We start from the raw sequence: 24,167 nt of genomic DNA, 5'->3' as shown, positions 1-24,167 counted from the left end.
ATCGGACATCTGTCCCGATCGATGAGCGGCCCCTTTCGTCATTTGCGTTTTTTGCCAGCCCAAGCCACTGCCGATGAGCACCATCCACCTCACCAACGGCGATGTCGCCGCCGAATCACTGCGCGCCGCGCTAGCCGAGGCAAGCCGCGACGATCGCGTGCACGCACTGCGCGACGATCTGGCGGTCGGTCCATTGCGCGGCATCGACGACGGGCCCGACGTGCGAGCCGAGTTCTGGGACCGTGTCAGCGCGGACACGAGGCGTGATTTCCTTCGCGAATTCCGCGAGCAGGCAGCAGCGCTGGAGAACATCGCGCGGGGCGACGCGAATCTGGTGGTCTGGCACGGCGAAAGCGCGGCCGATCAATTGATGCTGCGCCGCGTCTGCTATCACCTGCGCAACAGCCCGCAACGGCTGAACGAAGTGCGCCTGTCGATTCGCGACCTAACCGATCCGGGCGCCTGGGCGCACAGCCGCAAAGATCGCGCGACGTCCGTCGGCATGTTCGCGCCGACTGTCCTGCAAGGGCGTCTGGACGACGCAGCGCCGATTTCGGTTCTGCGCATCAGCCGGCTCGCACTCGAATGGCAGGAAGCCAAGCACGCGAACGGCGAAACGCGCCGCTGGCGCGACAACACGTTCACGAGCGGCAACTTCGCCGACCTGGACGCGCTGATTCTCGAGCACGCCACGGGCGACTGGCAGCCCGCCGCGCGCGTTGCCGCGGAACTGATGACCGCTGAACTCTTTTATCTGGTGAGCGACAGCATCGTGCTGTGGCGCTTCCGCGAACTGGCCGTAACCCGTCGCATCAAGCTGCGTGGCGACGCAAGCGCATGGCGCACGCTGGAGCTGTCTGCGGCGCTTGCCCCCTGTCCACACTAATAAAATAGACGACCATGGCCCGCACCCGAGCCCCCGACCACGAAACCCAACGCGACCAGATTCTCGAACTCGCAGCGGAGAAATTCGCCCAGACCAGCTACCCGAGCACCTCGATGGCCGATCTCGCGGCCGCGAGCGGTACCTCGAAAGCGCGCCTGTACCACTATTACGCGAGCAAGGAAGCGATCCTGTTCGATCTGCTGGACCGCTACACGAAGCGGCTGATGCTGATCATCGCGGAGGTGGAAGGCGCGAGCCAACGCCGCGGGCTGTCCGAGCGGGACACGTTCGCCGAGCTGATCCGGGCGTTTCTCTCCGAGTACGAGACGTCGCACAGCCGGCATGTCGCGCTCCTGAACGACGTGAAGTATCTGGTCGATACCCAGCGCGAAGTCATCCTGAACCGCCAGCGCGATGTTGTCGCGGCATTTGCGCGGCAACTGGCGCGCGCCTATCCGGAACGCGCCACTCGCGAAAACCAGACCGCGCTAACGATGATGGTGTTCGGCATGATCAACTGGACGTTCACCTGGCTCAAGCCGGACGGCCGGATGGGCTACCGGGAATTCGCCGAGCAGGTGGTCGATATGGTGGATCACGGACTAAGTTCTGCCCAAGGCTGATTGCGCACGGCAGCATTGCTCAGAGGAAATAATTGCCACGAGTTGTCTAGGCGCGACAACTTGTCACGAACGCTCGTTCAATTTATTTTTCTTTAATAATCAATGCATTAAAAATAGGGCGCTAACTTTCTAGACACTGCCCTCAGTTTTTGATACGGGTTTTCCCTAGTGCGGAATCGGCATATCCGCTAAAATCGTTTTTGCGGTGCACCATGCCGCTCGATTAAAAGGAGAACCCGACCATGAACATGATTACACCCCGCGCCGCTGAGCCGATCGTTGCACACGATCGTCCATTGCAGCCAGGCGGTCGTGCGCCTGCTCTGGTCCGTGAGCTCACCGCCATCGATCGCGAACGACTGCTGACCCACTTCCTCGCGCTCGGCGAAGACGACCGCCTTCTGCGCTTCGGCCAGGTCGTACCGAACCACGTCATTGAAAACTACGTCCGCGCGATCGATTTCACGCGCGACACGGTCTTCGGCGTGTTCGACAGTCAGTTGCAGCTCACCGGCGTCGGCCATCTGGCGTATCTGCCGGCCGAAGGCGACAAGCGCACCGCTGAATTCGGCGTGTCGGTGCTGGAAAGCGTCCGCGGGCAAGGTATTGGCTCGAAGCTCTTCGAGCGCGCCGCCATCCGCAGCCGCAATACGCACGTCACCACGCTTTACATGCATTGCCTGTCGCGCAATTCGACCATGATGCACATCGCGAAGAAAGCCGGCATGAAGATCGAATACGCGTACGGCGAGGCAGATGCCTATCTGACGCTGTCGCCGGCGGATCAGACGAGCATCATCGCCGAAATGCTGCAGGAGCAAGCCGCCGTGTTCGACTACGCACTCAAGCGCCAGGCACGTCAGGCGTCGAAGTTGTTCGAGTCGTTTATGCCGGCAGCAGAGGCCGCTTAACCGGTTTGCGCTTGGGCGAAGAACAAAAAGGGCGGCCTTCTGGCCGCCCTTTTTGTTCGTCCCGGCCCGGCGCTCACAAAATCGGCAGCGCTGTCGTCTCCTTGAACTTCTCGAGCGAAAAGCTCGTCTTCACGTCGATGACAGAGGGATGGTGCAGCAACTGGTCCTGCACGAAGCGTGAAAAGTGCGCCATATCCTCCACCTGCACGCGCAGCAGATAATCCATGTCGCCCGTCATCGCGTGACATGCGACCACTTCCGGCCACGTCTGCACTGCCGCGCGAAACAGATCGGCATGCGTAGTGTCGCCGCGCGGACTGAGTCCCGGACCGCTGCGCTTTTCCAGCCGCACGTTGACGTAGGCGAGCAGATCGAGTCCAAGCTTTTGCGCATCGAGCAATGCGACATAGCCGCGAATCACCCCACTCTCTTCCAGCCGACGGATACGCCGTAGACACGGGCTCGGCGACAGGTTGATCCGCTCCGCGATCTCCTGATTCGACAGCCGGCCATTCTCCTGAAGGATCGCCAGAATGCGCCTGTCGATGGCGTCTATCTCTATTTTGGCCACTTTCTGCCGTCCTTCTTCGAAATTAAGCTAGAAAATAGCCCAAGCGTATCGGCACGCGATTAAGTTCGCAAGTTTTCGTCGCCAGCCGGCCTTTACACTTGCGTCATTCAGTCGCGCTAACTCGCACACCCCGCGCCGGCGCTCAATGGAGACAGACAATGCAGGTTTCAACTTGGGAAAACCCGGTCGGCACGGACGGCTTCGAATTCATCGAATACACCGCACCGGATCCGAAGGCGCTCGGCAAGCTGTTCGAACAGATGGGCTTCACCGCCGTCGCCCGGCATCGTCACAAAGACGTGACGCTGTATCGCCAGGGCGAAATCAACTTCATCGTCAACGGGGAACAGGATTCGTTCGCGCAACGTTTCACGCGCCTGCATGGCCCGTCGATCTGCGCCATCGCGTTCCGTGTGCAGGACGCGGCGAAGGCTTACCAGCAGGCTCTGGAAAAAGGCGCCTGGGGCTTCGACAACAAGACCGGCCCGATGGAACTGAACATCCCGGCAATCAAGGGCATCGGCGACTCGCTGATCTATTTTGTCGACCGCTGGCGCGGCAAGAACGGTGCTGAGCCGAGCACGATCGGCAACATCGATATTTACGACGTCGACTTCGAACCGATTCCGGGCGCGAATCCAAACCCTGTCGGCCACGGTCTGACCTACATCGACCACCTGACGCACAACGTCCATCGCGGCCGCATGCAGGAATGGGCGGAGTTCTATGAGCGTCTGTTTAATTTCCGGGAAGTGCGTTACTTCGACATCGAAGGCAAAGTGACCGGCGTGAAATCGAAGGCAATGACCTCGCCGTGCGGCAAAATCCGCATTCCGATCAATGAGGAAGGGTCAGACGTAGCCGGTCAGATCCAGGAGTATCTGGACCAGTACCACGGCGAAGGCATCCAGCACATCGCGCTGGGCAGCAACGACATCTACCGCACGGTGGACGGTTTGCGCGCGGCGAACATCTCGCTGCTCGATACGATCGACACGTACTATGAACTCGTTGATCGCCGCGTGCCGAACCACGGCGAGCCGCTCGACGAATTGCGTAAGCGCAAGATCCTGATCGACGGCGCACCCGACGATTTGCTGCTGCAGATCTTCACCGAAAACCAGATCGGGCCGATCTTCTTCGAGATCATTCAACGCAAGGGCAATCAGGGATTCGGCGAGGGCAACTTCAAGGCGCTGTTCGAATCGATCGAGCTGGATCAGATCCGTCGTGGCGTGGTTCAGGACAAGGCCTGACGACTAACGGCTAACTAGCCACGCGGAATCTGGGAGACATAAAAAAGGGCGAAGATCTTGCGATCCTCGCCCTTCGTCGTTTATGCCGCGGTCCGAAGCCCAGACGACGGCCAATTTTCAACCGATACGCCGCTTCAGCGATGCATCACGAATTCTGGTCTTCCTCGTCGGCCTTTGTGGATCGTGCAATGCGCTCCACCGCAATGCGTGCCGGCGCGACCTGCGCCGTGCTGGTGATCGCGTTCGACAGCGTCCCTGCGCTGTTCGAGCCTGTACTCGAGCGCACCGGCGCGCTCATGGCGAAGAATGCGGCCGAAACCATCAGGAAGGTCTGGATGTTTCTAGTGTTCATGCGTACTCCTTTTCTAACTGCCCTGCTGTCCTGAAGCTCCACCGAATGCGGAGCGTTGCGCAGACATTGCTCGCAGGTGGGGTGTTAGACAGACATTTCAACTGCGGTTCCCCACATTTGTAGTTTTTACAGCTTGTTACAGGGGGATTGCACTGCGGTAAGTCACCCGACGCGTTCAGCGCAAGTCCCGCGCTGCGATGTCGTGATGTCGTATTTCTGGCGCGCTGCGGCGGGTTTTCACCAGTGCTACCATCACTTAAAACACGTCAATATGGCGACCCCGGCCCCAAGCGTTCACAAGATGCCGCGGCCAAAAAAGTTTTGGTGATCCCAAACTGGTTGGAGGAGTACACATAATGAATGCCCCGCTAGACGCAGGTCAGCGAGCCTCGCTCGAAGCCGCGCTATCTTCCGTCACGCTCGACGACAAATACACCCTCGAACGCGGCCGCGCGTACATGAGCGGCATCCAGGCGCTGGTTCGTCTGCCGATGCTGCAGCAGGAACGCGACCGGGCGGCCGGGCTCAATACCGCCGGATTCATCTCCGGTTACCGCGGATCGCCACTCGGCGGACTCGACCAATCCTTGTGGAAAGCGAAGCAGCATCTCGCCGCGCACCAGGTCGTGTTCCAGCCCGGCGTCAACGAAGACCTCGCGGCGACCTCCGTGTGGGGTTCACAGCAGGTCAATCTGTACCCGAGCGCCAAGTACGATGGCGTGTTCTCGATGTGGTACGGCAAAGGCCCGGGCGTCGACCGTTCCGGTGACGTCTTCAAGCACGGCAATTCGGCCGGCTCGGCGCAACACGGCGGCGTTCTCGTGCTCGCCGGCGACGACCACGCCGCCAAGTCCTCGACACTCGCACACCAGTCGGAACACATCTTCAAGGCATGCGGCCTGCCGGTGCTGTTCCCATCGAACGTGCAGGAATATCTGGATTTCGGCTTGCACGGCTGGGCGATGAGCCGCTATTCCGGACTGTGGGTCGCGATGAAGTGTGTGACCGATGTGGTCGAATCATCGGCGTCGGTCGACATCGATCCGCACCGCACGAAAATCATTCTGCCGGACGACTTCGCCATGCCCGAAGGCGGCCTGAACATCCGCTGGCCGGATCCACCGCTGGTGCAGGAAGCCCGTCTGCTCGATTACAAGTGGTACGCGGCGCTCGCCTATGTGCGCGCGAACAAACTGGACCGCGTCGAAATCGATTCGCCGCATGCCCGCTTCGGCATCATGACCGGCGGCAAGGCATACCTCGACGTGCGTCAGGCGCTGACCGATCTCGGTCTCGACGACGAAACCTGCTCGCGCATCGGTATCCGTCTGTATAAGGTCGGCTGTGTATGGCCGCTCGAGGCGCAAGGTGCGCAAGCCTTCGCACGCGGTCTCGATGAAATTCTGGTGGTGGAAGAAAAGCGCCAGATTCTCGAATACGCAATCAAGGAAGAACTGTACAACTGGCCCGATGCACAGCGTCCGCGCGTGTTCGGCAAGTTCGACGAAAAGGACGGCGCAGGTGGCGAATGGTCCGTGCCGATGGGCAACTGGCTGCTGCCGGCGCACTACGAACTCTCGCCGGCGATCATCGCCAAGGCGATCGCCACGCGGCTCGACAAGTTCGATCTGCCGTCCGACGTGCGTGCGCGCATTGCGGCACGCATCGCGGTCATCGAAGCAAAGGAAAAAGCGCTGGCGCGTCCGCGCGTCGAAGCCGAGCGCAAGCCGTGGTTCTGTTCCGGCTGCCCGCACAACACATCGACGAACGTGCCGGAAGGTTCGCGTGCGATGGCCGGTATCGGCTGCCACTACATGACCGTGTGGATGGACCGCAGCACCAGCACCTTCAGCCAGATGGGCGGCGAAGGCGTCGCGTGGATCGGCCAGGCGCCTTTCACCAACGATAAGCACGTGTTCGCCAACCTCGGGGACGGCACCTACTTCCACTCGGGTCTGCTCGCGATTCGCGCTGCGATCGCCTCGAAGGCGAACATCACCTACAAGATTCTCTATAACGACGCGGTCGCGATGACGGGCGGCCAACCGGTCGACGGCGTGCTGACCGTGCCGCAGATTACGCATCAACTCGCCGCCGAAGGCGCGACGAAGATCGTGATCGTCACCGATGAACCGGAGAAGTACAACGCGAACGTCGGTCTCGCACCCGGCATCGACATTCACCATCGCGACAAACTCGATGAAGTTCAGCGTCAGCTTCGCAAGATTTCCGGCACGACGATCCTGATCTACGACCAGACCTGCGCGACGGAGAAACGCCGCCGCAGGAAACGCGGCACGTATCCGGATCCGGCGCGCCGTGTCGTGATCAACGAAGCGGTGTGTGAAGGCTGCGGCGATTGCTCGGTGAAGTCGAATTGCTTGTCGGTCGAGCCGCTCGATACCGAGTACGGCACCAAGCGCCAGATCAATCAGTCGACTTGCAACAAAGACTTCTCGTGCGTGAACGGGTTCTGTCCGAGCTTCGTATCCGTCGAAGGGGGTCAGTTGCGCAAGCCGAAGGCGGCTTCTGGCATTGTCGGCGACGCGATGCCGCCGGTGCCGGAACCCGAACTACCGTCGATCGAGCGCCCTTATGGGGTACTGGTAACGGGCGTCGGCGGCACGGGTGTCGTAACGATCGGTGCCTTGCTCGGCATGGCCGCGCATCTGGAAAACAAGGGCGTCACGGTACTCGACGTCACCGGCCTCGCGCAAAAGGGCGGCGCCGTGATGAGCCACGTGCAGATTGCCCAGAACCCGGGCGATATTCACGCGACCCGCATCGCAATGGGCGAAGCCAGTCTCGTGATCGGCTGCGACGCGATCGTGACCGCCAGTGACGAATGCGTTTCGCGGATGCAGGTGGGCCGCACCCGTGTCGTGCTCAATAGCGCGCACACGCCGACGGCTGAGCTCATCAAGAACCCGAACTGGCGCTTCCCCGGCAGCAGCACCGAAGCGGACGTGCGTGCCGGTGCGGGCGACGACGGTGTCGATATGGTCGATGCGAATCACTTCGCCGTCGCGCTACTCGGCGATGCGATCTACACGAATCCGTTCGTGCTCGGCTACGCATGGCAGCGCGGCTGGGTGCCGCTGACGTATCAATCGCTGATGCGCGCAATCGAGCTGAACAACGTGCAGATCGAGAAGAATCGTGCGGCATTCGAATGGGGCCGTCGTGCCGCGCACGATCTGGCTTCGGTGCGCACACTCGCGCACTCGCAAGGACGCGGTGCCGCAGCGGAAACGACGAGCAGCAAGATCATTTCGCTGCACACACCGAAGGCGCTCGACACGCTGATCGACAAGCGCGCTGACTATCTTGCCGCGTACCAGGACGCTGCTTATGCGGACCGTTATCGTGCATTGGTGTCGCAAGTGCGCGTGGCGGAATCAGCACTCGATTCGATCGACGGCCAGTTACCGTTGACCGAAGCAGTCGCGAAGAATCTGCACAAGCTGATGGCCTACAAGGACGAGTACGAAGTCGCACGGCTCTACAGTGACCCCGCGTTCATCGAAAAACTGAAGGCGAATTTCGAAGGCGACTGGAAGCTGCACATTCACCTCGCGCCGCCGACGTTCTCGAAGAAAGACGCACAAGGTCATCTGGTGAAAAAGAAGTATGGCCCTTGGGTGTTCAGCGCCATGCACGTGCTCGCAAAACTCAAGTTCCTGCGCGGGACGGCGCTCGACGTGTTCGGCAAGACGGAAGAGCGTCGCACGGAGCGTGCTCTGATCGTCGAGTATGAAGCACTGGTACGCGAGCTGATCAGCGGCCTGACCGTGCAGAAGCGTGAACTAGCCGTCGAACTGGCGAATCTACCGGACGGCATCCGCGGCTACGGGCACGTGAAGGAAAACAATCTGAAGGGTGTGCGGGTCAAGTGGAACGACTTGCTGACGCGCTGGCGTTCGCCGGAAGCTGGGAAGTCGCAGCACGCGGCGTGATCTTGCCGGCTTGACCGGCTGACATAGGCCTGAAATGGAAAAGGCGGCTGTCCTCGCGGACAGTCGCCTTTTTTTGCCTGTTTCGACACGTGACGCGTGTGTACAAGAACAAGCGGTACTGCTCCTTCCAACAACACAACAACAACCAACCAAAAACAAACAACTACCAGACAGCTACTACAACTACGAAATCTTGCTGCAACTACCCACTGCTACTTCAACTACCAACTACCAACTACCAACTACCAACTACCAACTACCAACTGCTACTGCTACTGCTACTGCTACTGCTACTGCTACCAACTACAACACACACTTACTACCCGTACTGCAACCCATTGGTACTACTGTCTTCACCATCAGAACTACTCTTACTGCCACTACAAACTTCTCAACACAAGAGAGGAAACGCAGCGCTAGACTCGATGCAAAGGATTGACCAGCCGACTGTTCCGTTGCCATCGCGTAGTGCCGCGCCTCAGAAGTAACTTTACAAAAGTGTCACAGCGAATCGAATCGGACCATTCTTAAAATCCACTTAGATGCCTAAGAACTTCTCAGACCAACGGCCATCAGCATAAGAACGCGCATAAAAAAACGCCACGGAATCAACTTCCGTGGCGTTCTCACAGGCTTACCGCAAATGCCGCAATCCACGCGGCGCAGCTTCAACCATCAACCTATCCGCATTACTGCGTGTTCACCCCTTGCGTGCGTTTGCCGAAGCCACCGCCGTCATGTTGATGATCCGGCGCACGGTCGCAGCCGGCGTCAGGATATGCACCGGCTTCTCGGCGCCCAGCAGGAACGGACCCACCGTCACGCCTTCGCCGCCGATCATCTTCAGCAGGTTGTATGTGATGTTTGCCGCTTCCACGTTCGGCATGATCAGCAGATTCGCTTCGCCGGTCAGCGTCGTGCCCGGGAACGCAGCCTTGCGGACTGCTTCCGACAACGCCGCGTCGCCGTGCATCTCACCGTCGATCTCGAGCGAAGGCGCACGTTCAGCGATCAGCTTGCGAGCTGCCGCCATACGTTGCGACGACGAAGACGGCGCGCTGCCGAAATTCGAATTCGACAGCAACGCAACCTTCGGCGTGATGCCAAACTTTTCGATTTCGCGCGAAGCCAGCATCGTCATGTCGGCGAGCTGTTCGGCGGTCGGCGTTTCGTTCACGTACGTATCGCAGATGAACAGATTGCGGCCCGGCAACATCAGCAGGTTCATGGCAGCGAAGTTCTGCACGTTGTCTGCCTTACCCAGCACCTGTTCGATGAACTTCAGATGCGCGTGGTACTGGCCGATCATCCCGCAAATCATGCCATCGGCCTGGCCCAGGCGCACGAGGATCGCGCCGATCAGCGTGTTGAACTTGCGCATCGCGGCCTTCGCGACGTCCGGCGTCACGCCTTCGCGGGCGCCGAGTTCGTGATACGCCTGCCAGCATTGCTGATAGCGCGGATCGTCTTCCGGATCGACAACCTCGAAGTCTTCGCCGCACTTCAGCTTCGAACCCATCTTCTTCAGACGCATCTCGATCACCGACGGACGGCCCACCAGAATCGGCTTGGCAATCTTTTCCAGCAGCACGAATTGCGCGGCGCGCAGCACACGCTCGTCTTCACCTTCGGCGAACACGATACGCGCCGGCTCCGACTTCGCAGCAGCGAACACCGGACGCATCACCATGCCGGTGCGGTACACGGTGGTGCCGAGTTCTTCGCGATAAGCGTCCATGTCCTTGATCGGACGGGTTGCGACGCCCGAATCCATCGCGGCTTGCGCGACAGCCGGCGCGATCTTGATGATCAGGCGCGGATCGAACGGCTTCGGAATCAGGTATTCCGGGCCGAATTCGAGCGAGTGGCCTTCGTATGCCTTGGCAACTTCATCGCCCTGGTCGGTTTCTTCCGCCAGCTCCGCAATCGCGCGCACGCACGCGAGCTTCATTTCTTCCGTGATCGTGGTTGCGCCGACATCCAGCGCGCCGCGGAAGATGAACGGGAAGCACAGCACGTTGTTGACCTGGTTCGGGTAGTCCGAACGGCCCGTCGCGATGATGCAGTCCGGACGCACCTTCTTCGCTTCTTCCGGGCGGATTTCCGGTTCCGGATTCGCGAGCGCCAGAATCAGCGGCTGGGTGCCCATTTCGACGACCATTTCCGGCTTCAGCACACCAGCGCTCGAGCAACCGAGGAACACGTCGGCGCCGCGAATCGCGTCAGCCAGCGTGCGCGCTTCGGTGTTCGCCGCGTAACGTTCCTTCGACGGATCCAGATTGCCGCGGCCTTCGTAGATCACGCCCTTCGAGTCCGTGACCAGCACGTTCTTTTTCGACAGGCCGAGATTCACCAGCAGATCCAGACACGCGATAGCCGCTGCGCCTGCGCCCGAACACACCAGCTTCACTTCGTCGAGCTTCTTGCCGACCACTTTCAGGCCGTTCAGGATTGCCGCCGAGGCGATGATCGCGGTGCCGTGCTGATCGTCGTGGAAGACCGGAATCTTCATGCGCTCACGCAGCTTCTTTTCGATGTAGAAGCACTCAGGCGCCTTGATGTCTTCGAGATTGATACCGCCCAGCGTGGGCTCGAGCATCGCGATCGCTTCGACCAGCTTGTCCGGATCGGACTCGGAGAGTTCGATGTCGAACACGTCGATGCCGGCGAACTTCTTGAACAGGCAACCCTTGCCTTCCATGACCGGCTTCGCAGCGAGCGGGCCGATATTGCCTAGACCGAGCACGGCCGTACCGTTCGTGATCACGCCGACGAGGTTGCCGCGCGAGGTGTACTTCTGCGCATCGAGCGGGTCTTCGTAGATCGCCATGCAAGCCGCGGCGACGCCCGGCGAGTACGCGAGCGACAGGTCGAGCTGGTTCGACAGTGGCTTGGTGGGCGTGACCGAAATCTTGCCGGGCTTCGGAAACTGGTGGTAGGCGAGAGCGCTTTGCTTAAGTTGTTCGTCCATTTTTTAGCCTGCGAGACGTAAGTAATTGGGCCCGGCACACTGCACCGTTGGCGTCGCGTACGTCTATCGAATGGATAATCGACTGCGGCGGTTTTCGCATGCGCCGGTTGGGCGCGGCGTCGAACCTCGGCGGAGGGCAAGACGGTGCGGAGTGCTACGCGGGTCGGTTAGTGTACACCCCGAATGCGTCGATGCACTGAGTGGTTAACATGGCTCGCCATCGGCGAAACACCGGCCGGCAATGCTGCAGCGCCGCATCTGGCGGGCATTGAGCGGCTGCCCACACGTACCGCATGCCGAGGTCAAGCATGGGTCAGGCGTGAGTCACGCACCTGTCATTCGAGCTCGGCGCCGCGTCGTTCGGGGATCAGAAAGAGGGTCGCGAAGATGTCGAGCAGATAGATCGACGCGAGCAAAGCGAGCGCGGCGCCGAACGAATAGCGTGCGGCCAGTGCGCCTACGACCACCGGCCCAAAACCGCCGACCGCCCGGCCGACGTTGAACAGCACGTTCTGCGCAGTGGCGCGCGCATCGGTCGGATAAAGCTCGGAGATCAGTGCACCATAGCCGCCGATCATCCCGTTGACGAACACGCCCATCGCCGCGCCGCCGATCAGCAGCGCCATCGGTGTAGTCAGATGGGCGTAGACGAATACCATCACCACCGCGCCCACCTGGTAGAACAGGAACGTCGGCTTGCGGCCGAAACGGTCGGCCGCCATGCCGAACAGCCAGATGCCGCACGCCATGCCGAGCACCGTCACGGCGGTCCACACGCCGGACTTGGTCAGCGAATAACCGAACGTCTTCGACAGATAGCTCGGAAGCCAGATCATCAGACCGTAATAGCCGAAGTTCTGTACTGAACAGAGAATCGCGACGCCGACGCTGGCGCGCGTAGTGCGTCCGTCGGCCACCAGCAATTTCAGCGGCAGCTTGCGCATTCCACGTGCGACGCGCTCGGTGAACAGCGCCGGCTCCTCAACGCGACGCCGCACGACGAACGACACCACGGCAGGCAGCAATCCAAGCGCAAACATGCCGCGCCAGCCGATTACAGGAAGCAGCAAAGGCGTCAGCAACGCCGCCGCCAGCACCCCGAGTTGCCATCCCAGCCCGACATAGGAGGAGACGCGCGCCCGCTGCGACGCCGGCCACGCTTCGGCCACCAGCGTCATACCGATACCGAACTCGCCGCCGAGGCCAATGCCTGCAATGGTCCGATACGCCAGCAGGTCGGTATAACCCTGAGCCAGCGCGCACAGTCCGGTGAAGACGGCGAAGATCAGAATCGTCCACGTCAACATTCGCACGCGGCCGAAATAGTCGCTCAAGACGCCGAAGATCAGGCCACCGGCTACCGCGCCGATCAGCGTCCAGGTGACGAGCGAACCGGCTTGCGCGGAACTCAGATGCAGATCCGCGGCAATTACCGGCAGCATGAAACCGAGGATCAGCAGATCGAAGCCGTCCATCGCGTAACCGAGCACCGACGCGATCAGCGCGCGGCCGGCATAGCCGCTCCGGGCAGGTTCACGGGTCTCGGTGGCAGAAGAAGCGACAGTCATTGAAAGCATTCCGTAGGACGTGGAGGCGGCAAGCCGGCAAGACCGCCCAGCAAATTCGCGTGAGTGTAAAGGCGCGCCAGGCCGCTCACAAGCAAGCCAAAAAGCAGACCGAAAAACAGCCCCGAAAGCAGCAGCAATACGGCTCTCGACGAACCGCGCACGCTCTGTTCAGCGCGGCCGTTATGACCGTCATTCGCTGCCGGCACGCACGACGGCCTCCTCGGGAGGGCCCATTTCGGGTAAAATGTCGGGCTACGCGCGCAGCAAAAACTGGCCTGCACTCCACTGACCAGTTGCGTATTTGCCTATCAAGGCGCCGCCCATCATGGCGCGGTATACCCAGCTTGCTGCGCCACCGGGCCTCGCGCCCGCTTCTCCTCGCTCACACCCAAGGATCCGCCCATGACAGGCTTCGATCGCCAGACGATCTCCGACACGACCGCCAAGATGCTGCTGGAAGTGCAAGCAGTGCACTTCAACGCGGAGAAACCGTACATTTTCACGTCCGGCTGGGCGAGCCCGGTTTATATCGACTGCCGCAAGCTGATCTCGTATCCGCGCGTGCGCCGTGGCCTGATGGAAATGGCCGAAGCCACCATCCTGCGCGACGTCGGCTATGAGCAGATCGACGCGGTGGCCGGTGGCGAAACCGCCGGCATCCCGTTCGCGGCATGGCTGTCCGACCGCCTGATGGTGCCGATGCAATACGTGCGCAAGAAGCCAAAGGGTTTCGGCCGCAACGCACAGATCGAAGGTCTGCTCACCGAAGGTCAACGCGTCCTGCTGGTCGAAGACCTGACCACGGACAGCCGCAGCAAGATCAACTTCATCAACGCGCTGCGCACTGCCGGCGCAACGGTGAACCATTGCTTCGTGCTGTTCCACTACAACATCTTCAAGGAAAGCGTGTCGGTGCTGAAAGACATCGACGTCGATCTGCACGCGCTCGCCACGTGGTGGGATGTGTTGCGGGTCGCCAAGGCCAACAACTACTTCGACAGCAAGACGCTCGACGAAGTAGAAAAATTCCTGCACGCACCGGCTGAGTGGTCCGCGGCACACGGCGGCGCCAACGCAACGCCGCAGTAAGCGCAACTGCTTGACCCGGATGGAATGAAAAGGCCGCCTGTCGATAAGACAGGCGGCCTTTTTCATTGATCTCGCATCGATCTCCCCCAAACCGGGCGAAGAGTTGAGCGCGACTAGGATGTGCTCCCGGTATCGCCGACCGAATGCGACGAGAGATTCAGCAAGCCGTTGCTCTGCGCGTACTGGAACAACTCCGAATCGCGATCGATGCCGAGCTTGCGCATCGCCGTGTTCTTCTGCGTGCTGATCGTCTTGATGCTGCGATTGAGTTGCTCCGCAATCTCCTTGATCGTCATGCCGGACACGAACAGGCGCACCACCTCGAGTTCGCGCCGCGACAGCATCACATCTTCGTTCTTACCGCCGGCATTCATGCGCAGCGTATCGAGCGACGCCTTGACCGACGGACTCATGTATTCCAGGTTGCGGCTGACGTGCTGCACCGCGAGCCCAATGTGGCTCAGATCGTCCGATTTGTTGACGACCGACGTCACGCCGAGCTCGCTCAAGCGTTTGAGCAACGCGGCGTTTTCCAGCATCGTCAGCACAACGATGGGAAGGTCGGGAAAATTGCGGCGCAGATAACCGATCAACGGCAAACCGTCACCGTACTGGCCGCCTGGCATGGCCAGATCCGTGACAAGCACATCGCACTCAACGGTTTGCAGCACCTTCACCAGTTCGGTTGACTGTCGCGCGCGCGCGACGACCTGCAGGCCTGGAAACTTGAGCAAAGCTTGTTCGGCGCCGAACAGAATCACCGGATGGTCGTCGGCGACCACGACCCTGACTGGATCTTGCATTGCCCTCCCCTCGACAGATAAACCACTCTCCAAAACTTCTGACATGCCTTTCTATTCTTGGTACTTGAACCGATCGGGCACGCGCCTATATTCGCGCGAATATTTCCTCGGACTATAGCCGATTTCGCGTCCGCCAAGCCCGTCGCCAGCAACAATGATCCGTCGCAAAGCGAATGTTAGACTTGATTCGACCCTGGGGCACAAAATAGGGACAATAATCCTCGCGAGGACAACCCTCGCGCCCTGACAGGAGAACCGGCACATGCGCTCGCGTTGCCTGGTTGTTTCGCTTGCTTCGCCATTCCGTCGTATGCCGTTCCTCACCTGCGCGATGCTGGGTCTCGCGCTATTCGCGGCGCATTGTCCTGACGCATCTGCCGAGGGTGTGTTCACGCTGACCAGCTCCAACTTCCGCGCGGGCGGTACCGTGGATGCGGCTCAGGTTTTCGATCAGGACGACTGCAAAGGCGGCAATCGCTCGCCGCAATTGACGTGGCACGATGCGCCGGCTGGAACGCGCAGCTTTGCGGTCACGGTATTCGACCCGGACGCGCCTGGCCGCGGCTGGTGGCACTGGGCCGTGGCGGCGATTCCGGCTACCGTCGACAGCTTGCCGGAAAACGCCAGCTCGTCGGGCTTCCTGAAGAAACTCGGCGCGGTCGAAGCACGCAACGATTTCGATATCGACGGCTACGGCGGCCCCTGCCCGCCACCCGGAAAACCTCATCGCTATGTTGTCACCGTTTATGCGCTGAGCACCGCGGACCTGCGCCTCGCTCAAGGGCGCCCGGCGCTCATGTTCGATCACGAAATCGGCACCGCCACGCTCGGCAGCGCGCGAATGGTGGTGAACTACGGACGGTAGCTGCAGGCGTCTACATCTGACTCGAACTGCATCGCCTGCGCGCCGAAACGCGGCTCACACGGCGCCGAGTGCCAAGCTCGGGCAAGTCGCGCCTTGGGTCGACACGCCAATGAGCGCTCGGCTTGTATCGCATTGCCGCCGCTGCGGAATTTCTGTCATCCGGGCACGCTAATGTGCAACAGGGCGACGCGGGCGATGCTTGTCGATGTCGCGTCGCTGCATGCGCGCACAGTTGCGGTACCTACCTCTGCTTTTTCACCTTGCCGGAGAGTGTTATGTCGAAAATCGTCATCGTTTATCACAGCGGCTACGGCCACACGAAGAAAGTCGCCGAAGCCGTGCTGGCCGGCACGCTCGAAGCCGGCGCGGACGCGAAACTCATGCCGGTCGGCGAGATCGACGACGCGGGCTGGACAGAACTGGCGGCCGCCGACGCCATCATCTTCGGCGCACCGACCTACATGGGCGGCCCGTCCGCTGACTTCAAGAAATTCGCCGACGCGAGCTCGAAACCCTGGTTCGGCCAGACGTGGAAGGACAAGATCGCTGCCGGCTTCACCAACTCGGCGACCATGAACGGCGACAAGTTTTCGACGATCCAGTACTTCGTCACGCTGGCAATGCAGCACAGCATGATCTGGGTGGGCACCGGCATGATGCCATCGAACACCAAGGCGGCGACCCGCAACGACCTGAACTATGTGGGCGGCTTTACCGGCCTGCTGGCGCAATCCCCTGCGGATGCGTCGCCGGAAGAAGCGCCGCCTCCCGGCGATCTGGAAACTGCGCGGATGTTCGGTAAGCGCGTTGCCGACGTGACGGCGCGGTGGAACGCTGGAGTTCGATAAGGCAGCGTTTGAAGGCTTGCGCCGGGAAGCCGCGGTTAGGTCGCACGCCCTCGAGTTGGCCGCGGCGCTCGTCAGAACGCGTGCTGCGCGCAGCCTGACAAGCGCCGTCAATCTGCCCCGAATCCACCAGCATCGGCTTGCATCTGTCGCGTAACCGGTCACGCCGATGTCATTTTCGGCGCGCATCGTCGTTTTTTCGCCCCCCTTTCGCGCACCCACCGCTATCAGGTCTTAAAATAGCGTTCCGGCGCGGTGTCGCGCCCCGTTTCCAGCAAGCCAGTGAGATTGAGATGAGCACGAAAGTTTTTGTCGACGGACAGGAAGGCACGACCGGCCTGAAGATTTTCGAATACCTGTCGCAACGCGCCGACGTAGAGATCCTGCGTATCGAAGAAGCGAAGCGCAAGGATCTCGAAGAGCGCCGTCGTCTCATCAACGCATCGGACGTCACGTTCCTGTGCCTGCCGGATGTCGCCTCACGCGAGTCGGCGTCCCTCCTCGACAACGACCACACCGTGCTGATCGATGCGAGCACGGCCTTCCGCACATCGGCGGACTGGGCCTACGGCCTGCCCGAACTGGCCCACGCGCAACGCGAGCGTCTGCGCACCGCGAAACGCATCGCCGTGCCGGGCTGCCATGCATCGGCATTCGTGCTGGCCATGCGTCCGCTCGTCGAAGCAGGCGTCGTGGCGCCGGAATTCGCTGCGCACGCTTACTCGATCACCGGTTACAGCGGCGGCGGCAAGAAGATGATCGCCGACTACGAAGCCGGCGGTAACGACAAGCTGAAGAGCCCGCGCCCTTACGCGCTCGGCCTTACGCACAAGCATCTGCCGGAAATGGCGGCGCATACGGGCCTGAAGTCGGCGCCGGTGTTCACGCCGATCGTCGGCGACTTCTACAAGGGTCTCGCGGTCACCACGTTCTTCTCGCCGAGCCAATTGGCCAAGAAGGCCACGCCGCAAGACGTACAGGCGCTGTTCGCCGAGTACTACGCGGGCGAGGCATTCGTGAACGTCGCGCCGTTCGACGCGGAAGCAAACCTCGACAGCGGCTTCTTCGACGTACAGGCGAACAACGACACCAACCGTGTCGACCTGTTCGTGTTCGGCAATGAAGAGCGCTTTGTGACGGTCGCACGCCTCGATAACCTGGGCAAGGGCGCATCGGGCGCAGCAATCCAGTGCATGAACCTCGCGATCGGCGCCGACGAAGAAGCCGGCTTGAAACGTTAAACAGGTTCGAGATACAGACGGCAATTCGCCGTCAATCCACAAAAAAGCCGGTCTTAACAGACCGGCTTTTTCGTTTTAAAAACCTGCACTCAGAATCCCTCTTTAAAAGTTAATCAGTAGTAGCCCGCATTACTTTAAAAAGAAAAATCGGAATGCTCACCAATCTCCGGTAATTCATTCCCTGAATTGACCCGCACAGCATAGTTTGCCGCATAGGGAAACTCCGGATTTTTTGGCGAACGGTCGTTCGAAGATCATAGAGCCATTTTGCTGCAACGCTTGCCTGGCAAGGGTGTGCCGCGAAGCAACGATGTCGCTGCTGAACCCAAAAATCCTTTTTTGTTTAAAAGGGCTGCCAGGCCCCACATGGCGTGCACCCGGCAAACATTTCGCTGTTTGAATCGGTCTTTTTAGACGGCTCATTCAATTGACAGGCATTAATCGCGCAGCGAAATTAGTCCGCACAATTACAGGAAGGGAGACAGCAGTATGTCGCACGCCATTACTCGAGGCCTGGCGATGGCCATTGCCACGGCCCCATTTCTTGTCGCCTGCGGCGGTGGCAAGGCGGACAACCCCGGCACGATCAACGCACCGCAATGCTCGGGCTCGAGCTGCGGCGTGCAAGGTCCGCCGACTTCGAACGCTGGTACGACCGCGTTATGTCCGGCCACTGCTGACATCGTGAAGACCACGTTCCTGGGTGGCGCGGGTAGCGGCGAAGTGGTGCAGGTGAATATCGATGCGACGGCGATGACGTACACGCTGAAGTGGCTCGAGTCGCCGATTCCGTTGCGCACGGGTCAGGTCACACCGACACGCGCGGGTACGCAGATCAAGGGCGCCGTGATCCACCCGCCGACCGGCGCACTGCCGACCGCCGAACAGACGCGCTGCGCGTTCATCCTCGGCGCGGGCACAGGCACTGGCGTTGGCGACGGTCAGCCCTACACAACACCCGATTTCACCAACAACCCGAATCCGCCGATGATCCTCGTCGGCCTGGGCGTGGCCGGCGGCGGAATCCCGGGCGCGGACGTCGAGTACGACGGCCTGACTATTGCCCCGTTGCCCGGCCTCGAGAACATCGGCGCCGTTCCCGCTCGGCATTTCGATTTCTATCCGTTCCTCGGGTTTGCCGCCACGACAACGGACATCACGAAGTTGCCCGGCACCTACAACGGCCTGCTCTACCATCTCGTGCCGTCGGGCTCTTACGCGGCAACGGCCACCAATACGGTTGAGACTTTCGACGCAAGCGGCAATTGCACCGGCTCCAATGCGGTCAACGCGGCGTTTCATCCGAGCGCAAGTGGCTGCCTGACGACCGGCACCGCCTGGACGCTCAACAGCAGCGGCTACTTCGACAGTCAGAACACGCCGCAGATCGGGACTCAACTGACGCTGCCTACCGGGACTAGCGGTTCCGTGGCTCCGGCGCACATGATCCTCGGTCAGATCAACGGCGCAACGGTACCGTTGGTTGTCCGCACGGGTCTCGTGAATCTCGGCACGCCGCCGCTGCATCTCGACGCCAAGGTCGACGACGAATCCGGTATCGCCATGCTCGCCGCAGCCACGCCGCTCGCATCGGGTGGCTTCAACGGTGGCTACGTCGGCGCGGATTCGAACTTCAAATCCACTGCAACGTTGATCCAGGGCGGTGTGGGCTCCTTCATCAACCCGTCGACTTCCGCGCCGGAGGACCACTTCGCTCTGAGCTACGGTCTGTCGAGCCCCGGACTGGTCGGTGTCCAGCACCCGAGCGGAACCGGCTTCGCGATCGCCTCCGGCGGACTGTACGCGATCGAGATTCAGGGCACGGTGAACGGCGGCGTAGCGCCGACCTCGCAACTCAGCAGCACTGCTTCCAGCGCCCCCTACTTCGGCATCGGAGCGCAGATCAGCAAGTAACGAACGAAGGACCGGTAGTTCGCAACTCGAGGCATAAATAGAGCAATAGGTGGCTGGACTGGGAGCCGGCCACACACAACGAGAAAATTCTGGAGGCGGTATGAAATGGAGAATCCTTTCGGTGCTCGCTCTTGCAGCACCGTTGCTGGGGGCGTGCAGTGGTGGTGGCGGCGGTAATGGAGACGGCCCGGTGACTGAAGTTCGCCTGTGCCCTGCTTCGCTCGATTACGGCACAGTGTTCACGGGCGGCGGCGGTGACGGGGAACTGGTCAAGCTGCAGATGGACACGACCAAGATGACCTGGCAGATCAGCTACATCGAATCGCCGATTCCGGCGACCACCGGCACCGTCGCACCGACGCGCGCCGGCCAGACCGCCAGCGGCACGCTGACCCAGGAAACTCTGCTGCCGACGCAGAAGCTCAACCAGTGCGCCTTCCGCCTGAACGGCGCCAGTCTCGATCCGAATCGTCCGGCGCGTATTTTCGTTGGCGAAGGCGTGGCGGGCGGCACGATTCCGGGTGCGGAAATTTCGTTCGGCGGGATTCTCGGCGTAGGCGCAGTACCCGACACCAAGTTCCCGTACTACCCGTTCATCGGTTTCTCGTCGATTGAAACGAACCTTGCGAACGTGGTCGGCACCTACAACCAGCTCGGCTATCACCAGGTTCCGTCACAGAACTTCGCGCCGGTCGCGGTCGATACGAAGATCACGATCAATGCGGACGGCACGTGGACCGAGTGCGACAACTCCGGTGTCAACGCGGGCTCGTGCCAGCAGCCGGGTACGAACTTCGTGCAGTCATCCGACGGCAGCGGCGCATTCGAAACCGACAAGTTCGTGGGCCAGGCCAAACCGACGCTCGCCACCACGCCGAAGGCGCGCGGCTACATGATCGTCGGCAAGCTGCGCAATCAGGTGGTGCCGATCCTGGTGCGAACCGGCGCAGCGAACTCCTCGGTGACGACGCCGGTGAATGGCGAACTCGGTCCGTACGCGGACGATGAATCGGGCATCTCGATTCTGGCGCCGCAAACCTCGATCGCGGTGAACTCGCAAAACGGTGAGTACATCGGTGTGGATAGTCAGTTCGACTATCGCACCACGGCGCTCGAAGGCACCGAGGCCACGCTGCTCGATCCGTTCAACGCATCGCAAGCATCGCTTGCGACAGCGCTGAATCTGGCCTTCACGCAGACCGTGCCGGGTGTTGTCACGACGACGCAAGTGGGCGCCTCGACAGGCACCACGCCGACCGGAAAGATGATCTTCACGGGTGGCGTGTTCGGCTACCTCGATCTGACCAACGCGGCCTCGCCGTACTTCACGATCGGCGCCTTCGTCCAGTAATGGACGCAGCACGCGCCGCCGGCACGCAGCGAGGCGTTCGCGTCCCGGCTGCTGCGCACAGCAATAGCGCGGCAGCCGGCGTCCACCCAGTATCCAGCGCACCGGTTGGGCCGCCAGGCCGCCGTCGCTCGCCGCGCGCGCCGAACGCAACGCGCGCCTCAGGAGGAACAACATGAAAAAAATCTATTTCGCGCTACTGGCCATCTGCCTGTCGGCCAGTGCGCACGCGCAACACGCGGGCGACAACGTCGCCGTGCTCGGCTGGTTCCACGTCATGCCGCAGGATTCGAGCACGCCGCTGACCACCAACGTCGCGCCGACGCCGATCAATACGCCGCTGCGTTTGCCGAGTTCGTTCACGTCTGCCGGCACGGGCTTGTCGACCAGTAGTGCCAACACCGTCGGCCTCGTGTTCAGCCACTACCTCACCGATCACATCGCCGTCTCGACAGTGGCTGGCGTACCGCCGGTTTTCAAGCTCTACGGGCACGGCACCGTCAAGCCGCCGGGGCCTGCAGGCGCACTCGGTCAGCAGGATCTGGGCGATCCGCAGGCCAATCCGATCGTGAAGAGCGTGCGCCAGTGGAGCCCGGCGCTGCTGTTCCAGTATTACTTCAATGCGCCGACGGCCCATTTCAGGCCGTTCGTGGGTATCGGCGTGTCGTATAACTGGTTCTCCGACGTTCAGTTGAGCCCGAACTTCGTGACCGCGACGCAGAACAATCTCGGCTCGGTGCTGGCAGCCGGCGCGGGCAAGCCCGGACAGACGCAGGTGTCGGCGAAGGCGTCCTCGTCCTGGCAGCCGGTGTTCAACGCGGGGCTCTCGTACAACATCACCGACCACTGGGGCCTCGTTGCATCAGTCACGTACATTCCGCTGAAGACCACCTCGTCGGTGATCATCAAGGCGGCGGACGGCACGGAATTGGGTGTCTCGAAGGCAGAGCTGAAAGCCGATCCGATCATTTCGTTCCTGGCCGTCTCCTACAAGTTCTGAGTTCGACGCGGATGCGACAAAGCCGGCGGCCCCGCGGAGGGGTCAGCCGGCTTTGTCTTTTCTGGGGGACGCGGGAAATTCTGGGCAAAAAAAAGCCCGCCTAATCCGGCGGGCTGAATCCATATCAGAGGAGACATGGAGGAGACAAGGCAAACTATAGCAAATGGTTTGGTGCGTCGCAACATACAAATTAGGGTTGACCCTCGGCGTTGTACGAGCGCAACAATTCTTACAACGCTTTGGGAGCGAGCGGCGTTGGGTGCCGCGCACCTGCCGAGGCCGCTCGCCTAGTGGCGCACCAGCGCCATCATCGCGCCGAAGCCGACAAACACGCCACCCGTCAGACGATTGAACATCCTCGCGACGCTACGGCTCTTCAGTCGGGCGCCGATTCGCGTGCCGAAACCGGCGTACACCAGGTACCAGCTCACCTCGATGACCGCGAAAGTCGCGACGAGCACACCGAACTGCGGCAGCTTGGGCTGCGCGGCGTCGATGAATTGCGGCAGCAACGCGGCGGCGAACAGGATGGCTTTCGGGTTGCTGCTCGCCACCAGGAAGCCGTTGCGAAACAACGTGAGGCGCGAGCGCGCCGGTTTGGCGGAAAGTTCGTCGACCGCGCCGGCAGCGCCTTCATCAGCCGGCGCCCGCCACGCCTTGATGCCCAGATAGACGAGGTAGGCCGCGCCGATCATCCGCAGTGCGTTGAACATCGTCGGCCACGCCGCGAGAAAGACGCCGAGGCCCGCCGCCGACACCGCCAGCATCAGCACCAGCGCCGACAGGCAGCCAGCCATGGTCGCGCTGGAACGGCGCAGCCCGTGCTGGGCGCCGTGCGTCATCACGAGCAGCATGTTCGGACCGGGGATCGCGGAAACGACGAAAACAGTAGCGGCGAACAGCCACCAAGTATGCAGACTCATTGGGATCATGGCGAATAGGAATCGGACGGCTATTATGCCCGCCCGTGCGAATCCGCGGCGGCGCGCGCCCGGCCCAGCCGCCGAGTGGCCGAACCCGGGCTCCGGTTCCGCTATGAAAGCCGGCGTGCGCCGTCAAGCGCACGCCCGCCCCACGCACCCCGCTCAGCGCCCTGCCCGCCGTGCCGCCACCTGGCCCAGCACCGCGAAGTCCTTCTCGCCGTCGCCATGCGCTACTGCTTCGATCAGGCTGTCACGTACGACACTCGCAATCGGCAGCGGCGTATTGACCGCGTCCGCGGCTGCCAGCGCAAGGCGCAGGTCCTTCAGTCCAAGGCGCGCCTTGAACAGGGCCGGCTCGTAGCGCTGCTCCGCGATCAACTTGCCGTAGCCCGAATAGACCGGTCCCGGGAACAGGCCGCTCGTGATGACGTCGAGGAAATCCTGCATCGCCAGGCCGTGGCCGGTCACGAGCGTGGCCGCCTCACCGAGCGTCTCGACAGCCGCGCCCAGCATGAAGTTAGCCGCGAGTTTCATCACGTTCGCCTGTTGCGGCAGCGAACCGATGCGCCAGGTTTTCTGACCGATGGCGTCGAAAATCGGCTGCACGCGGTCGATCGACTCGGCCGGGCCGCCCGCCACGATCGTCAGCTTGCCCGCAGCCGCGACATCGGGGCGCCCCATCACCGGTGCGGCAACGTAATGGATGCCGCGCGACGCATGCGCCGTCGCCAGCTCCTCGGCCAGCGCCACCGAGATCGTCGCCATGTTCACGTGGATCAGGCCACGCGGGGCGTGTTCCAGCAGCGACGCGGTGATGACTTCGCGCAGCGCGGCATCGTCGGCGAGCATCGAGAACACGGCGTCGCCCGCAAACGCTTCAGCCGGCGTCGCGACGATCCGCGCACCTGCGTCGGCGAGCGGTTGCGCGCGTTCTGGCGAGCGGTTCCACACGCGCACCTGATGCCCGGCTTTCAAAATGTTTGCAACCATCGCGGCGCCCATCTCGCCGAGACCGATAAAACCGATGTCCATCTGTCGCTCCGTC

At 61.5% G+C, this 24,167-nt stretch carries 19 protein-coding genes; 12 read left to right on the top strand and 7 right to left on the bottom strand.

The window, feature by feature from the left end:
* Positions 1 to 73: 73 nt before the first annotated feature.
* The 3 genes from M0D68_RS35255 to M0D68_RS35245 all read left to right on the top strand — a co-directional run bounded on the left by M0D68_RS35255 (position 74) and on the right by M0D68_RS35245 (position 2,420).
* Complete coding sequence (locus M0D68_RS35255; protein ID WP_266226769.1) at positions 74 to 886, top strand: DUF1835 domain-containing protein; 813 nt, start codon at positions 74 to 76, stop codon at positions 884 to 886.
* 14 nt (positions 887 to 900) lie between these two features.
* Positions 901 to 1,509 carry a TetR/AcrR family transcriptional regulator gene (locus M0D68_RS35250; RefSeq protein ID WP_093641112.1) on the top strand — a complete coding sequence of 203 codons (609 nt, stop codon included), beginning with the start codon at positions 901 to 903 and terminating at the stop codon, positions 1,507 to 1,509.
* Positions 1,510 to 1,751: 242 nt separating this feature from the next.
* Positions 1,752 to 2,420: a GNAT family N-acetyltransferase gene (locus M0D68_RS35245; protein WP_093641109.1), complete on the top strand. Its 669-nt coding sequence runs from the start codon at positions 1,752 to 1,754 to the stop codon at positions 2,418 to 2,420.
* 73 nt (positions 2,421 to 2,493) lie between these two features.
* Here the strand turns inward: M0D68_RS35245 and M0D68_RS35240 are convergent, their stop codons facing one another.
* Positions 2,494 to 2,991 (bottom strand): Lrp/AsnC family transcriptional regulator, encoded by a 498-nt coding sequence (locus M0D68_RS35240; RefSeq protein WP_054043236.1) that lies wholly within the window; start codon positions 2,989 to 2,991, stop codon positions 2,494 to 2,496.
* Positions 2,992 to 3,149: 158 nt separating this feature from the next.
* Here M0D68_RS35240 and hppD point away from each other — a divergent pair, with 158 nt between their 5' ends.
* Positions 3,150 to 4,247 (top strand): 4-hydroxyphenylpyruvate dioxygenase, encoded by a 1,098-nt coding sequence (gene hppD / locus M0D68_RS35235; RefSeq protein ID WP_093641104.1) that lies wholly within the window; start codon positions 3,150 to 3,152, stop codon positions 4,245 to 4,247.
* A 145-nt stretch (positions 4,248 to 4,392) separates the two neighbouring features.
* Here the strand turns inward: hppD and M0D68_RS35230 are convergent, their stop codons facing one another.
* Positions 4,393 to 4,599: a hypothetical protein gene (locus M0D68_RS35230; RefSeq protein ID WP_093641101.1), complete on the bottom strand. Its 207-nt coding sequence runs from the start codon at positions 4,597 to 4,599 to the stop codon at positions 4,393 to 4,395.
* A gap of 356 nt (positions 4,600 to 4,955) precedes the next feature.
* Here M0D68_RS35230 and M0D68_RS35225 point away from each other — a divergent pair, with 356 nt between their 5' ends.
* Positions 4,956 to 8,555, top strand: coding sequence for an indolepyruvate ferredoxin oxidoreductase family protein (locus M0D68_RS35225; protein WP_266226768.1), 3,600 nt, complete (start codon positions 4,956 to 4,958; stop codon positions 8,553 to 8,555).
* A gap of 700 nt (positions 8,556 to 9,255) precedes the next feature.
* Here M0D68_RS35225 and M0D68_RS35220 read toward each other — a convergent pair.
* Together M0D68_RS35220 and M0D68_RS35215 are read right to left on the bottom strand one after the other, a co-directional pair.
* Positions 9,256 to 11,526: an NADP-dependent malic enzyme gene (locus M0D68_RS35220; RefSeq protein ID WP_175053929.1), complete on the bottom strand. Its 2,271-nt coding sequence runs from the start codon at positions 11,524 to 11,526 to the stop codon at positions 9,256 to 9,258.
* A 335-nt stretch (positions 11,527 to 11,861) separates the two neighbouring features.
* Positions 11,862 to 13,094 carry an MFS transporter gene (locus M0D68_RS35215; protein WP_266226767.1) on the bottom strand — a complete coding sequence of 411 codons (1,233 nt, stop codon included), beginning with the start codon at positions 13,092 to 13,094 and terminating at the stop codon, positions 11,862 to 11,864.
* A gap of 402 nt (positions 13,095 to 13,496) precedes the next feature.
* Between M0D68_RS35215 and M0D68_RS35210 the strand changes: the two genes are divergently transcribed.
* Positions 13,497 to 14,183, top strand: a complete 687-nt coding sequence (locus M0D68_RS35210) for an orotate phosphoribosyltransferase (RefSeq protein ID WP_054043249.1) — start codon at positions 13,497 to 13,499, stop codon at positions 14,181 to 14,183.
* 113 nt (positions 14,184 to 14,296) lie between these two features.
* Here M0D68_RS35210 and M0D68_RS35205 read toward each other — a convergent pair whose 3' ends face one another.
* On the bottom strand, positions 14,297 to 14,986 hold the full coding sequence (locus tag M0D68_RS35205) for a response regulator (protein WP_266226765.1): 690 nt from the start codon (positions 14,984 to 14,986) through the stop codon (positions 14,297 to 14,299).
* Positions 14,987 to 15,248: 262 nt separating this feature from the next.
* On the opposite strand from M0D68_RS35205, the gene M0D68_RS35200 reads away from it, so the two are divergent.
* From M0D68_RS35200 to M0D68_RS35175, 6 genes are all read left to right on the top strand, one after another.
* On the top strand, positions 15,249 to 15,851 hold the full coding sequence (locus M0D68_RS35200) for a YbhB/YbcL family Raf kinase inhibitor-like protein (RefSeq protein ID WP_266226762.1): 603 nt from the start codon (positions 15,249 to 15,251) through the stop codon (positions 15,849 to 15,851).
* 275 nt (positions 15,852 to 16,126) lie between these two features.
* The gene (locus M0D68_RS35195) at positions 16,127 to 16,699 is read left to right on the top strand and encodes a flavodoxin family protein (RefSeq protein WP_093641076.1); all 573 of its coding nucleotides are present in this window, start codon (positions 16,127 to 16,129) and stop codon (positions 16,697 to 16,699) included.
* A 290-nt stretch (positions 16,700 to 16,989) separates the two neighbouring features.
* A complete protein-coding gene (gene argC, locus M0D68_RS35190) occupies positions 16,990 to 17,937 on the top strand; it encodes an N-acetyl-gamma-glutamyl-phosphate reductase (RefSeq protein ID WP_200620580.1) in 948 nt (315 codons plus the stop codon).
* Positions 17,938 to 18,426: 489 nt separating this feature from the next.
* Positions 18,427 to 19,851, top strand: a complete 1,425-nt coding sequence (locus M0D68_RS35185) for a DUF2957 domain-containing protein (RefSeq protein ID WP_266226760.1) — start codon at positions 18,427 to 18,429, stop codon at positions 19,849 to 19,851.
* Between the two features lie 100 nt (positions 19,852 to 19,951).
* Positions 19,952 to 21,202 carry a DUF2957 domain-containing protein gene (locus M0D68_RS35180; RefSeq protein ID WP_093641064.1) on the top strand — a complete coding sequence of 417 codons (1,251 nt, stop codon included), beginning with the start codon at positions 19,952 to 19,954 and terminating at the stop codon, positions 21,200 to 21,202.
* A 172-nt stretch (positions 21,203 to 21,374) separates the two neighbouring features.
* A complete protein-coding gene (locus tag M0D68_RS35175) occupies positions 21,375 to 22,199 on the top strand; it encodes an OmpW family protein (RefSeq protein WP_093641061.1) in 825 nt (274 codons plus the stop codon).
* Between the two features lie 287 nt (positions 22,200 to 22,486).
* Here the strand turns inward: M0D68_RS35175 and M0D68_RS35170 are convergent, their stop codons facing one another.
* Entirely contained in the window at positions 22,487 to 23,122 is a 636-nt protein-coding gene (locus M0D68_RS35170; RefSeq protein WP_200661105.1) for a LysE family translocator, read from the bottom strand.
* Positions 23,123 to 23,284: 162 nt separating this feature from the next.
* Positions 23,285 to 24,154, bottom strand: a complete 870-nt coding sequence (locus M0D68_RS35165; RefSeq protein WP_200620583.1) for an NAD(P)-dependent oxidoreductase — start codon at positions 24,152 to 24,154, stop codon at positions 23,285 to 23,287.
* Positions 24,155 to 24,167 lie beyond the last annotated feature (13 nt).

Source organism: Paraburkholderia sp. SEWSISQ10-3 4 (genome assembly GCF_030464785.1).
Lineage (GTDB): Bacteria > Pseudomonadota > Gammaproteobacteria > Burkholderiales > Burkholderiaceae > Paraburkholderia > Paraburkholderia aspalathi.
The sequence above is the reverse complement of the archived record's forward strand: the minus strand, read 5'-3'. Positions and strand labels throughout refer to the sequence as shown.